The sequence below is a fragment of the Zavarzinia marina genome (assembly GCF_021568905.1).
GTDB classification, from domain to species: Bacteria; Pseudomonadota; Alphaproteobacteria; order Zavarziniales; family Zavarziniaceae; genus Zavarzinia; species Zavarzinia marina.
Map to the genome: position 1 here is coordinate 1 of NZ_JAKGSB010000002.1, position 13672 is coordinate 13672.

General features: G+C 65.3%; 10 protein-coding genes. All 10 read right to left on the minus strand.

Going from position 1 to position 13672, the window contains the following annotated elements; genetic code table 11:
* Positions 1-256: 256 nt before the first annotated feature.
* Positions 257-1048, minus strand: a complete 792-nt coding sequence (locus L2U69_RS05860; protein WP_236105819.1) for an SDR family NAD(P)-dependent oxidoreductase — start codon at positions 1046-1048, stop codon at positions 257-259.
* A gap of 7 nt (positions 1049-1055) precedes the next feature.
* Positions 1056-1841, minus strand: a complete 786-nt coding sequence (gene dmpE, locus L2U69_RS05865) for a 2-oxopent-4-enoate hydratase (protein WP_236105822.1) — start codon at positions 1839-1841, stop codon at positions 1056-1058.
* Between the two features lie 58 nt (positions 1842-1899).
* On the minus strand, positions 1900-3276 hold the full coding sequence (locus tag L2U69_RS05870; protein WP_236105824.1) for a DUF1329 domain-containing protein: 1377 nt from the start codon (positions 3274-3276) through the stop codon (positions 1900-1902).
* Positions 3277-3303: 27 nt separating this feature from the next.
* Entirely contained in the window at positions 3304-5310 is a 2007-nt protein-coding gene (locus L2U69_RS05875) for a DUF1302 domain-containing protein (RefSeq protein ID WP_236105827.1), read from the minus strand.
* Between the two features lie 169 nt (positions 5311-5479).
* Positions 5480-6328 carry an alpha/beta fold hydrolase gene (locus L2U69_RS05880; RefSeq protein ID WP_236105829.1) on the minus strand — a complete coding sequence of 283 codons (849 nt, stop codon included), beginning with the start codon at positions 6326-6328 and terminating at the stop codon, positions 5480-5482.
* Between the two features lie 195 nt (positions 6329-6523).
* Positions 6524-8959 (minus strand): efflux RND transporter permease subunit, encoded by a 2436-nt coding sequence (locus tag L2U69_RS05885; RefSeq protein ID WP_236105831.1) that lies wholly within the window; start codon positions 8957-8959, stop codon positions 6524-6526.
* 2 nt (positions 8960-8961) lie between these two features.
* Positions 8962-9942 (minus strand): WD40/YVTN/BNR-like repeat-containing protein, encoded by a 981-nt coding sequence (locus L2U69_RS05890; protein ID WP_236105833.1) that lies wholly within the window; start codon positions 9940-9942, stop codon positions 8962-8964.
* 308 nt (positions 9943-10250) lie between these two features.
* Complete coding sequence (locus L2U69_RS19230) at positions 10251-11129, minus strand: VOC family protein (RefSeq protein WP_236105834.1); 879 nt, start codon at positions 11127-11129, stop codon at positions 10251-10253.
* Positions 11130-11256: 127 nt separating this feature from the next.
* The gene (locus L2U69_RS05900; protein WP_236105835.1) at positions 11257-12318 is read right to left on the minus strand and encodes a ferredoxin--NADP reductase; all 1062 of its coding nucleotides are present in this window, start codon (positions 12316-12318) and stop codon (positions 11257-11259) included.
* Between the two features lie 76 nt (positions 12319-12394).
* Positions 12395-13591 (minus strand): acyl-CoA dehydrogenase family protein, encoded by a 1197-nt coding sequence (locus tag L2U69_RS05905; RefSeq protein WP_236105836.1) that lies wholly within the window; start codon positions 13589-13591, stop codon positions 12395-12397.
* Between the last annotated feature and the right edge of the window lie 81 nt (positions 13592-13672).

The following is a 13672-nucleotide window of genomic DNA, read 5'->3' on the forward strand; positions in this document are numbered from 1 at the left end:
CGGCAGCCGCTCGTCGAATTCCGCGTGATACTTGCTGTCGAGATAGTCCCGGTATTTCTCCGGCGGCAGGCCAGCATGCCCGTCACCCGATATCACAAGAAAGCGGTCCATCTCTTCCTCCGATTATCATTTGGCCGGCATGACCGGCTTTTCTGATCTGAAGCCTAGGCGCTCGGCCCGCCAGCGGGAAGGCGACAGGGGCGAATTGACCGTTCTCGACCGTGAACAATGGCGCCTTCGGAAACCTTAGGCGTTACTATTTCAGATAGCTCATGTTCATGGGCAGGATCAGGCCGCCGTCGACCACCAGTTCGGCCCCGGTGATCATGGCCGCCTTGTCGCTCATGAAGAACAGCACGGCCTCGGCGATGTCTTCGGCGCTGCACATGCGGCCAAGCGGCACGTCGCGGGTCATCGCTTCCTCCATCGCCTCGCGCCCGCCGAACAGCAGGGAGACGGGTTCCAGCATGGGCGTGCTGACATAGCCCGGAATGACCGTGTTGCAGCGGATCGGCGGGTCGAACAGCGCCCCTGACAGCGCCGCCGATTTCGACATCATGCGCACCGCCGCCTTGGTGGTGTTGTAGGCGAAGGAGGCGGCATGAGCATGCACGCCCTGAACCGACGAGACGTTGACGATGGCCCCGCCCCGCCCGGTCGCCGCGATCGCCTGGATGCCGTGCTTGCAGCCGAGGAAGGTGCCGGTCTGATTGACGCCGACGATGGTCTGCCAATCCTCCATCTCGAGGGCGGCGACACTGGCGGTATGGCTGATGCCGGCGGCGTTGAGGACGAAGTCGAGGCCGCCGAAGCGGGCGGTCGCAGCCGCCGTCGCGGCCGTCCAGTCCGCCTCATCCGCGACGTTGAGACGGACGTAGAGCGCCCCCTCCCCCAATTCGGCGGCGTAAGCCGGGCCCTTGGTCTCGTCCAGGTCGGCGATCACGACATGGGCGCCGCGATCATGGAAGCCCCGGACCACGGCCCGCCCGATGCCGGAAGCGCCACCCGTGACCAGGGCGACGCGGCCCGCGAAATCCTGTCCGCTCATGACGGCCTCACGGGACGAAATTGGCATGGCAGGTGCCGATGCCCTGGATCGAGACGCGGATGGCGTCGCCCGCCACCACCGGGATCAGTGCCGCCAGGGAGCCGGACAGGATCACCTCCCCCGCCTTCAGGGGAATGCCGCGCGCGCCCAGGGTATTGGCCAGCCAGGCCATGGCGTTGACCGGCGAATCCAGGGTGGCGGCCCCGGCCCCGGTGCCGACGATGCGGCCGTTCTTCTCGATGATCATGCCGGCGAGCGCGAGATCGAGGCGGCTCGGGTCGACCAGCCGGTCGCCCAGCACGAAGACCCCGCAGGAGGCATTGTCGGCGACCGTATCGGCGATCGCGATCTTCCAGTCGGTGATCCGGCTGTCGACGATCTCCAGGCAGGCGATCACCCCCTCGGTCGCGCGCAGCACGTCGGCATTGGTGACGCCCGGCCCCATCAGGTCGCGCTTCAGGACGAAGCCGATCTCGCCCTCGGCCCTTGGCTGGATCATGGTCGACATCGAAATGTCGCCCCGCTCCGGCACCGCCATGTCGGCCAGCAGCATGCCGAAATCGGGCTGGGTCACGCCCAGCATGCTCTGCACCGGGCGCGAGGTGACGCCGATCTTCTTGCCGATGACACGATTGCCGCCGGCGATCCGATGCGACAGAAACGCGGTCTGGATCGCATAGGCGTCGTCGACCGTGATCTCGAAGCCCCGGCCGGTCAGGGGCGAAACGGTGCGGCGCGCCACCAGGGCCTCGTGCAACTCGAGACCCAGCGCCGCGACTCTATCCTGGTCCATCGCTGCTGCTTTCAAGGAAACGCCGGCGGCCGGTGCGGCCGCCGGCGAAGGGAAACGATCAGACGCCGCGCCGCTTCAGTTCGGCCGGGGTGTAGTCGCCCGGATCGCGACCGCCCTCGTTGAACTTCGGCTTGTTGCGGATCTCGTTGGTCAGGCGATCGGCCATATAGGCGCCCGAGACCAGATCGTGATAGCAGCACACGCGGGTCATGAAGATCTGCGCCGCGTAATCGTAGGACACGGTATTGAGGGCGAAACGATAGAGCTCGCCCCGCGCGTCATACATGTCGGCCAGCAGCGGCAGATGGGTATCCTCGTCCGCATAGATGGTGCGCGCGCCGTAGATGTGACGGATGCCGTCCTTCAGCTTCGCCCGCAGTTCCCAGACGCGGTGCAGTTCCCAGCGCATGAAGTCCGGGTTGAGATGCGAGGTGCCGAGCATCTCCTTGTAGGACGCATTCGGATCCTCGACCTTGTAGTTGTTGTAGGGCACGAAGATTTCCTTCCGCCCCACCAGTTCCCAGGTATAGCGCTTGGGCGACTGGGTCCACAGGCGGGTGTCGTCGACCGTGTGGAAGCCGCCCGGGCCGAGCGGATAGTCGCCCGAGACTTCCGGCGCCTGCTTCACGCGCCGCGTGCCGGGGATGTACTGATAGGCGAGCGTCGGCGTGTTGTCGAAGTCCCAGGCCTCGATGACCAGGGCGATCGAACCGCGCTCGCGCTCCGGCTTGGTGGTTTCGCGGAACACGAAGGACGACTGGGGCGAGCCGTCGATGCGCGGCACGCTCGGGTCATAGGGCGGGGCATAGATGTCCCACTTCTGCGCGCCCCAGGCGATGTTGCCGTCGGGATAGACCACCGCCTCGTCATAGGTACCGGTCTCGGTGAAGGCCTTGGTGGCGGTGATGATGTTCCAGATCTGCTCGATGCCCGATTTCGGGAACGGGAAGGCGGCGCCGGCCTTCACGTTGGTCACGCCTTCCTGGCTCGGCGTCAGCGCCGAAAGCTGGGCGTTCTGCTTGATCTGCTCGTGGGTCCAGTCGTTGTAGCGGAAGTCGCGATGGCACGGATAGACGTGCATCTTGAAGGTTTCCGGATAGCGCTTGAACATTTCCTGCTGGCCAGCGGACAGCTTGTCGGCGTAATTCGCGACGTTCTGCGCCGTGATGGTGAACAGCGGCTGTTCCGAGGCATAGGGATCCGGCAGCGGATTGCCGGTGCCGGCGAAGGAAATGCCCGGCGGCGTGCCCAGCCATTTTCCCGACCAGGGTGCGATGGAACCGTCGGCGTTGCCTTCCTTGATCGCGCCCATGGGCGTCAGCGAGGCGCCGAGCTGGCCGATCTCGTCGGCCGTGGCCTTGCCGAAGGCGAATTTCGGCATCGCGGCGAGCAGGCCGGCGGTCCCGACACCCTTGACGAAGGTTCTGCGATCCATGGTGTCTCCTCCGTTGTCCGTTATTGGTCAGAACGTGTATTTGGCGGTCGCGATGACATAGTCGCGATCCACGAGCGGTGTATAGGTCGAATCGTAGTCGCCGAAGAAGGCATTGTAGACGACGCCGATTTCGAGATTGTTGAGGTAGCGGAACTTCACCCCCGCCGAAACCCGCACGTCGCCCGCGCCCGACAGCGAGCCGAGCGCGCCGCTGTAGGCCGGATCGCCGAAGGCGATGCCGAAGGTGACGGGAACATACATGTCCCAGCCGCCCGGGAAGACGTCGGTATAGGCGAATTCCGCGAGCCCCTGGAAGCCCCAGGACGTCTCGTCGCCCGAGAGCTTGTTGAAGGCGTTGATGTTGTTGCCGTTGCCGTCCTGCAGCGGCTGGCCGTCGCTGTCGTAGAGATAGAGCGTATCGTGCCGCACCACATGGTTCACGCTGACTTCGCCGAGCAGCGTGAGCGAGTCCCAATAGGGCGAGGAGCCGAGCACCGAGAGCGCGTTCAGATTGGCCTGCCAGATGTCGCCGCGCACCGGCTGCGGCGCCTTGATGCCCGAGATGTAGCCGTCCACCAGCAGCGGCGCATCCTGGCGATAGGCGAAGTCGAAGCCGAAGTTGATGGCGCCGACCGACGTCGAGGCGCTGAAGCCGTAGAGCTTCACGTCGTCGAAATAGGTGATGGTCGAACTGTAGGGCAGATAGAGCGGGGCGACGGTGCCGACGATGTCGTCGATCGACCCCGTGACCTGGTCCTCGATGCCGCCGCAATCCTGCCCCAGCAGGCCGCAGACGAGATCGGTGACGGCGCCGAACACGGTGCCGGGCCGGAACACGTCGGTCCGCGGCGTGTCGATATCGAGGACCGGCAGCGGGTTCTTCTCGTGATACTTGATGAAATAGACGCCGGTGTTGATGGCATCCGTCAGCAGATAGGTGAAGCCGATGCCCCATTGCGCCGAATTGTTCGGCTTCTTCTCGCCGATCACGGGCACGTCGAAGCGCTGGTCGTCGGGATTGCCGACCCCGAGCACGTTCTGGCTGAGGATGTTCGACAGAAGCTGCGCGACCTGCTGGGGAATGGCCAGCGTGTCGCAATTGGGGATCGACTGGCTGAGCGTGCAGGCCGAGGCATATTGCTGGATCACGCTGGGGAACGGATTGACCGAGCCGTAGGCGAACTGCGAGCCGGGGCCGACCAGATCGGCGCGGCTGAAGTAGGAGCCGACGCCGTCGAGCTGCGTATTCTCCCAGTCGAACTGATAGTAGCCGATCAGGCTGAGGCGGTCGGTCACGCCCCAGTTCAGGGAGACCTGCGGCGTGGGCAGCAGGATGTCCTTCACTTCCGCGGCCGGGCTGTTGGCGCGGGTGGCGTCGGCGACGCCCTGGGCAAAGGACGTGTTGCCGAAGAACAGGCTCTCGCCCCAGGAGACGACATGGCTGCCGACCTTCAGGCTGAGGCTGGTGTCGAAGACGTCGAAATTGCCGTAGGCGAAATAGTCGAGGGCGCGGAAACGGCCGCCATTGGCATAGCGCGTCTGGCCGGTGAACTCGTCCGGCGGGCCTTCGTACTTGTTGATGCCGTCCGGATAGGAGACGTCGTTGGAATTCTTGTCGTGATAGACGAAGTCGTAGAAGGCGTTGCCGCTCGCCTTGAAGCCGATGTTCTCGTAACGGAAATTGGCCTCCATCAGGGCGGAGAAGGCATTGGTGATCAGGTCGCCCTTTTTGAAGTTCCGGTTCGGATCGTCGAAATTATAGACCTTCGGGGTCTCCGTGCTGACCTGCAGCACGGGCAGCAGCGGCACCTGGGGCAGGATGAAGACCGTGGCGTATTCCGTCTCCGGATCCATGGTCTTCGGGCTCGGATCTTCCGCGCGCATGCCGATCGAATAGGCCGTCGTCATGTTCACCGACAGGGTGGCGCCATTGTCGAATTCATAGACTTCCGCGAGCGCGAAGCCGCTGGCGCCGAGCAGGCCCGTCAGAAGTGCCGTCTCCAGCACCGTCCGGGCCGCGGTCCGCCGCCTCATGTGTCTACCACCCTTTCGTATCATTCTGCGGTCCCCCCGAGCCTGCCATCCGCCGCCCCATTCGGGCGATCTTTCCGTTCCGTCGATTAGGTCGCGGCGCTCTCCGTCGCCCAACCCCCATTTGCACCCGAAGCGCAAAAATACCCCCGCCCCGGATCGAACTGCCGCGTCAGGCCCGCTCCCGTCCGAGGAAGGCGATGCATTCGGCGTTGAAATAGTCCCGGTCCTCGATCATCACCCAATGGCCGCACTGGTTGGAGATGATGACCTTGGCTTCCGGTACCCCGTCCGCCAGGATCTTGGCGTGGGCGACCGGCAGGAACTTGTCGTGGGTGCCCCAGAAGGCGAGCACCGGGCATTTGATCTCGTGCAGGCGATCGGCATAGACGCCGACCTGCATCGAGGCATAGACCGGGATCGGCTGTTGCAGTGCAACCGGGTAACGTTCGGCGACCGCCTCGTCGGTGACATGTTTCGGATCGTGCACCAGGTGACCGAGGAGATCCCGGAAATCCGGCTCGTTGAACGGCCGGTTGGAGACGAACTGCAGCATGCGCAGCACGCCCGGCATGGTGAAGGCATATTCCTGCGGTTCCTGCAGGCCGCCGGGCGCCATCAGGATCAGCTTCGGCACCAGTTCGGGAAAGGTCAGGGTGAACTGCAGGGAGATGGCGCCGCCCAGGGAATTGCCCAGCGGAACCACCTGGGTGACACCCAGGGCATCGACCAGGGCCTTCATGCAGGCGACGTGGAGATCGGTGGTGTATTCCGCGTCCTCGGGCATGGACGAGAGGCCGTAGCCCAGGTAGTCGGGCACCAGGACGTGATAGCCGGCCTCGGCGAAGACGCCCATGTTGCCCTTGAAATTCGAATAGCCGCTGGCGCCCGGGCCCGAGCCGTGCAGGCAGAGGATGGTCGGCTTCGCCGCCGAGGGCGTGCCCACCTCGTGATAGTGCAGCCGTCGCCCGCCTTCGAGGTCGAGGTATTTTCCGACGGGAATGGGGGTCTGCGCGCTCACGATGTCTCCTCCGCTCGATGCCGGCTCAACCCGACTTGGGTGCACCATCGCGCCGATGGCGAACCCCTGCATGGTCCGTACAGACTAGATCGCGGATCCGGCGGTAAACCGTTGGCAAAACAGTGTTTTCACGGCGCCACCAAAACGCCGAAGGGGCGCCGGAGCGCCCCTTCGAAACCTGCCGTCCGGCCGCCTTCAGCGCCCGGAGGCGACCGCCGCGTCGACCGCCGGCTCCTCCGCCGCCTCGGGCTCCAGGCCCTTCGCCGGCATCAGCCAGGCCGCCAGCGCGGGCAGGAGGAAGATCGCGCCGAAGACGTTCACCAGGAACATGAAGGACAGCAGGATGCCCATGTCGGCCTGGAACTTCAGGGCGGAGAAGGCCCAGGTGAAGACGCCGACCGACATGGTGATCGCCGTGAACAGGGCGGCGGTGCCGCGCTGCTTCATCGCCTCGTAGAAGGCATCGCGCAGGTTCCGCCCTTCGTGCCGCAGCTCGTGGATCAGGCGCTCGTAGATGTAGATGCCGTAATCGACACCGACGCCAACGCCGAGCGCGATGACCGGCAGGGTCGAGACCTTCAGTCCGATACCCAGATTGGCCATCAGGGCGTTGCAGAAGATCGAGACGATGGTCAGCGGCACGATGATGCAGATCACCGCCTGCCACGACCTGAAGGTCAGGAAGCACAGCAGCGAGATCGCCCCGAAGATCGAGAGCAGCATCTCGAGCTCCGCCTCCTCGACCGCCTCGTTGGTGGCGGCGGTCACGCCGACATTGCCCGACGCCAGCAGGAAGCGGACGTTCGGCGTGTTCTCGGTGGCGAGGTACTTCTGCACTTCCTCCATCACATGGGCGACCAGGGCGCCGTCGTGGTTCTTCAGGAAGACGTCCACCTTCATCGCCTGACAGCCCTCGGTATTGAGGCCTATGTCGGGGTTGTAGGCATAGCCGCCGACGGCGAGCCCGCGTTCGGTGCGCGGCAGGCCGGCCCAGCGCGGATTGCCCTCGTTCATGCCGGCGATCACCATCTTGCCGATGGCCGGCACCGACAGCACCGACTGCACGCCATTGATGCCGCGCGCGAAGAGATCGAAGCGGTCGACCGCCGACATCACGTCGTGGGACAGGCAGGCTTCGGTGAAGCCGTCCGTCTCGACGATCACGGTCAATATGTCGGTGCCGATGTCGTAGCGCGACAGGATCGCCGCATTGTCGACATTGTAGCGATCGCTGGGCCAGAGTTCCGGCGCGCCCTGGCCGACATCGCCGGTCTTCAGGTCGCGGGCATAGATCGCCGAAATGACGGCGAGCACGGCCCAGAGGACGAAGATCACCGCCGCCGGCTTTCGCGTCGCCAGGGTCGAGAGCGCCCACCACGACTTCCGCACCTCGACGCCGTCGTCGACCGCATGGGCGCTCTTCTTGGCCGAACTCTCGAGCCTCACCAGGGACAGCAGCACCGGCAGGATCAGCTTGTTGGTGACGATCATCAGCATGACGCCCATGGAGGCGGTCATGCCCAGCTCGCGCACGATGTCGATCTCGATGCGCATGATGACGAGGAAACCGAGGCCATTGGTGATGAGCGCCAGGGCCCCAGGCACGAACAGGGCCTGGAAGGCGAGGCGCGACGCGTCGACCGAGGATTTGCCGGCGATCACCGACTGTTTCCAGGCGTTCGTCATCTGCACGGCGTGGGAGACGCCGATCGAGAAGATCAGGAAGGGCACCAGGATCGAGATCGGGTCGATGCCCGCGCCGACCATGGGCAGCAGCCCGCCCAGCCAGATCACCGGCAGCAGGGCGACCACCAGCGACAGGCCGGTCAGCTTCCACGACCGGCAGTAGAGGTAGAGAAGCACCGTCGTGATCAGGAACGAGATGCCGAAGAAGGCCATGACCCCCAGCAGGCCGTCGACGATCGCGCCGACGATCATGACGAAACCGATGACGTTGACCTCGATATTCTCGTTCTCGTATTTGGCGCGCATCTCGTCGAGCTTGTGGGCGAGCTCGTAGTAGTTCACGCGCACGCGCTCGCCGCTCACGTTCTCCTGGATCTCGAACATGATCATGGCGTCGCGGCCGTCGTTGCCGACCAGGCGGCCGATGATGCCCGCGTCCTCGACGTTGCGGCGCACCTGTTCCAACTGTTCCGGCGTCTTGTTGAAGATTTCGGGAATGATCGGGGCGCCGACGAAACCTTCCTCGGTCACCTTGGTGTAGCGGACCGAGGGCGAGAACAGCGAAGTGACGCGGGTGCGGTCGACATTGGGCAGGAAGAAGACGTCGTTGGAGAGCTTCTCCATCTCCGTCATGAATTCCTCGTTGTACATGTCGCCGTCGCCCTTCCAGTGCAGGTTCAGCACCACCCGGTTGTGACCGGGGAAGATGAAGGCGTATTTGGCGAAAGCCTGCATGAACGGGTGATGGATCGGGATCAGCTTGGCGAACCCCGGATCGAGCTGGATGTTGCGCGCCTCATAGCCGAGGAAGCCGGTGATCGCGAGGGCCAGCACCAGGACGACGAAACGCATGCGCAGAAGGAGGTTGGAGGTCGCCTCGACCATGCGGCGGGTGAAGCTGGTCGACTGATGCGCGCCCGACTGATGGGCCTTGGTTGCCGCCATGATCATTGCCCCCCGGCGAGCGCCGCGACCGGGCGGCCCAGCGTGAATTGCGAGATACCCTTCTCGCCGCCGAACAGGAGGCGGTCGGGCGCGATTTCGAAGGCGGTGGTCAGGCTTTCGCGCCCGCCTTCCCGCTCCACGCGGAAACTGGCGCCGCCGTCCTCGGACAGCAGGATGGTGTTGCCCTGGCCGAACACGACGAGGCGCCCGTCGGCCAGCTTCAGCCCGCCGAAGAGCGAGGTCTCGACCCCGCTGTCGACAGCGGCCCAGGTCTCGCCGAAATCGTCGCTGCGGAACATGTGGCCGCGCATGCCGAACATCAGCCAGCGCCCGCCCGAAACCGCGAGCACGCCGTAGAGCGAACCATTGTAGGGAAGCTGCATGGGCTGCCAGGTCTCGCCGCCGTCGGCGCTGCGCAGGCCCTGGGCGAATTCGCCCGAGATCATGATGTGGCCGGCGCCGTCGCAGGCGATGTCGTTCAGATGCGGCCCGTCGGGCAGCAGTTCATCGAGGTCGACGAGATCGAAGCTCTCGCCCCGGTCGGTGGAGCGCAGCAGCTTGCCGAAGGAACCGACGGCGAAGATCGGGCCCCGGGCCGTGCGGCAGACGTCGAACAGCGGGTCGGAATATTCCGGATTGAAGCGGACCGTGCTCCAGGTCTCGCCCTTGTCGGAGGAGCGCAACACCAGCCCGTCGTGGCCGAGGGCGAGGCCGAGATCGTCGTCGATGAAACGGACGTTGGTCAGGGTGGAATCGACCCGCTTCCAGGCGTCGGGCGGCGCGACCTCGGCATCGCGCCACGAGGCGGCGCGATCGTCCGAGATGAGGATGTGGCCGCTCTCGCCGACCGCCACCAGACGCGTCCCCACTTCGGCGAGACCGTTGACGCGAAGGCGCGAGGCGTTGATCGCGGTCGCCGGAAACTCGGGCAGGCTGCGCGGATAGAAGGCATAGACGGCGACCACCGCGATGAACGCCGCCATGAGTATTCCCAGAGCTCGACCGGCCATATGACCCCATTCCTCCCTATCGCCCCGTTTTCGGGGCGCCGCCGTTTTGCGCAATGATCGGGCGCGCCCATGCCGGACGCCATAGGCCCGACGCGCCCAGGCCACAAATCCGCCCCGTAACGGTTAAACCCCCGCCCACCGTGGCGGAAACCCGGCGGCCCCGCCGGATACCGGGATCGGGGGGCGCCGCCGGACCGGCCGAGGCTCGGATGGCCACCCCGGCGGTGCCCCCCGTCCCTCGGACCGTCCGGCAGGCGGATCCGGCCGGTCCGATCTCGCCCTCAGCCGCCGAGGCGATGACCCCAATGACTGGTCGCCGTCGTCTCGAAGACCTGATGATGGGTCCAGTCCTTCACCAGCCCGCCCCAGCCGTATTCGAGCGCGAAGCCGCCGGGGGTCATGATGTAGAAGGAGATCATCTCGTCGTTCACATGCTTGCCGAGGCCCATGACCACCGGCACCTGATGCGAGGACACGCGGTCCAGCGCCTTGCCGACGTCGTCGAAATCCTCGACCTCGATCATCACGTGGATACAGCCCGACGGGCTCGGCATTTCGGCCAGGGCCAGGGAATGCTGGCGCGGGTTGCAGTGATAGAACTGGATGCGCATGGGCGGCATGCCCGGCACCATGGAGATCTTCAGGATGTCCGACAGGCCGAAGCCCACGGTCTCGGTCCAGAAGGCGTGGGTGTCGTCGAAGGTCTCGAAGGCCGGCAGCACGACATGGCCGAGGCCCATGCCCTCGGTGACGAAGCCGGCGACGCCGATCGGCGAGTGGAAGCGCGCGAAGTCGGAAATCGGCCCCCAATAGACTTCGTGGACATTGCCCGCCGGATCGGTGAAGGCGAAATATTCCTGCACGTGGCGCAGCTTGGCGCCGTCCTCGTCGCCGTCGGTCAGGGCGACGCCCTTGTCCGCCAGATAGGCGCGCATGGCGCGGAAGGCCGGCTGATCCTGCACCTCCCAGCCCGACGCGATCAGGCCGTCCATCTCCTTCGGCATGACCAGGAAGCGGAACTGCCGCCCGTCCATCTTCAGATGCAGGTTGCCGTCCGTGGTTTCCGCGACCATCAGACCGAGAACCTCGGTCGCGAACTGCCGCCACTGGCCGAGATCGCTCGAGCCGACGAGCACATAACCCAATTCACGGATGTACACGCTTCCCTCCCCACACCGTTTCAAGGTCCGCACCGTTTCCGGGACCGTTACTCTTGTCGTCTCGTCACCCTAGATGAACGGCGCAAGCGATCATCGTCTGCATGGACTACCATGCGGTTCGGTGCCCCTATTCGGGGAAGGAGACTTTCACCTTGGGGCTGAGCGGCAGCGACTGGCAGGCCAGGACCCAGCCCTCCTCGAGGTCTGTCTTGTCGAGGACGCTGTTCTTGGTCATCTTCACCTCGCCTTCCTCGAGCTTGCACATGCAGGCGCTGCAACTGCCCATCCGGCAGGAATAGGGCGCGCTCACCCCCGCCTCCAGCAGCACGTCGAGAAGATGGCGGTTGGCCGGCCAGGCCAGGGTATGGGTCTCGCCGTCCAGCACGACCTCGGCTTCCGCTTTCGGGCCGCTCTCGGCTTCGGCCGCGGCGGCGGCGGCTTCCGCCTCGATCGCGGCGACGGCGGCGATCGGATCGCCGTCGAGGGAGATGAATTTCTCGAGATGGATGCGCGGGCGCGCCACGCCCTCGGCCGTCAAGGCGGCGACGACGGCGTCCATATAGGGGCCGGGGCCGCAGATGAAGGCGTCGTGGCTCGGGGCATAGGGCCGGATCAGGGCCCCCAATTGCTCGACCGAAGGCAGCCCCTGCACCGTCTCGATCCAGTGCAGCACCGTCAGCCGGTCGGCGTGCAGCGCCGCCAGCTCGCGCAGCTCCGCGCCGAAGATCACCGATTTCTCGTCGCGATTGGCGTAGACGAGAACGATGTGCCCCTTTCCGCGCAGCAGCGCGGATTTCAGGATCGAAATCACTGGGGTTACGCCGCTGCCGCCGGCGAACAGCAGCAGATCCCTGTCGAGGCTCTTCGGCGTGAACACGCCCGCCGGCGGCAGCACCTCGACAGTGGCGCCCGGCACCAGATTGTCGCACACCCAGTTGGAGGCGCGGCCGCCCGCGACGCGCTTGATCGTGACCTTATGTGCCTCGCCGGTGAAGGGCGAGCTGGCCAGCGAATAGCAGCGCGCCACCATCGCCCCCTCGTCGCCGACCCTGAGCGTCAGGAACTGCCCGGGCTTGTAGGCGAAGCGATCGCGCAGCTCGACCGGAACCTCGAAGATCACGGATCTGGCATCCGCCGTCTCCTCGACGATCTCGGCGACCTTCAACGAATGATATTGCAGCGGCTGCATCACTTCCTACCCCGGAACCTCTTATGGCGGAACCCGGCGTCGAGGCCGGGTTCCCTTGTGCGCGATCAGCGCAGCATCAGATGAAGTAGTCGGTGTTGTCGAGCCCCAGCATCACGCCGCCCCAGTTGCGGCCGATGGAATCGACCTGGGCCGCCGCATGGGCGCGTCCGGTCTGCAGGTCGCCGAGGATGCGGCTGAACGGCAGGGCCTTGGTGAAGACGGCGGCGCCGCCGCCCGCCTTGAAGATGCGCTGGGCGATGTCCACCACCCGGTCCGGCGCCTGGGCGGCCTGGAAGCGGAACTTCATGCGATCCTCGATCGCGGTGAATTCGCCCCGTTCCGCCTGGTCGTACATCTGGTCGATGTTGCGCCTGAGGACGAGCTTCAATTCGTCGATCGCGGAGACCGCCTCGGCCAGGGTGAGCTGTGCGCTGCCGTCCTCGGCGGTCTTGGCGCCGGTCACGGTGACGCGCTTCGCCGCGTATTTGGTGAAGGATTCGACCATCGCCTGCAGGGCACCGATGCCCGAGGTGGTGACGGAGCGGATGAAGATCTGGGCGAACGGCATCCTGTAGAGGGGCGCCGTGTTGACGGCATTGCCCGGGCTCATGCACATCAGGGCGTCGGCCATCTTGTGGGTGCGGTATTCCGGCACGAAGACGTCGTTCACCTTGATGTCGTGACTGCCGGTTCCCTTGAGACCGTGGGTGTTCCAGGTATCCACGATCTCGTAGTCCTTGCGCGGCAGCAGGAAGGTGCGCGCGTCCATGTTGCCGGATTCGGGATCGACCATGCCGCCGAGGAAGATCCAGTCGCAATGTTCGCAGCCCGAGGAAAAGCGCCAATGGCCGGAGAAGCGGTAACCGCCCTCGACCGGCGTCGCCTTGCCGGTCATCATGTAGGTCGAGGAGATCAGGACCGAGCTGTCGTCGCCCCAGACGTCCTGGGCCGCCTGGTCCTCGAACAGTGCCATCTGCCAGTTGTGGCAGCCGATCACGCCATAGCACCAGGCCGCCGACATGTCGCCCTCGGCGAGCGTCATCAGGACGTCGTAGAAGACGTTCGGATGCATTTCGTAACCGCCCCAGCGCTTGGGCTGAAGCACGCGGAACAGGCCGGCCTTCTGGAAATCGGCGATGGTCTCCGCGGGCAGGCGGCGCGCCGCTTCGGTCGCGGCCGCGCGTTCCTTCAAGACCGGCACGATTTCGCGGGCCCGGCGGATGATCTCTTCCGCGTCGGGGGCGGTCAGGGTGACGTCGCTGCTGCCGTCCATGGGGTGTTCCTCGATCCAGGTTCCGGTTCGCGGCGGCCGCGAAAAACCGGCCGCCCTCAGTGGATGGGATCATGGGAGTCC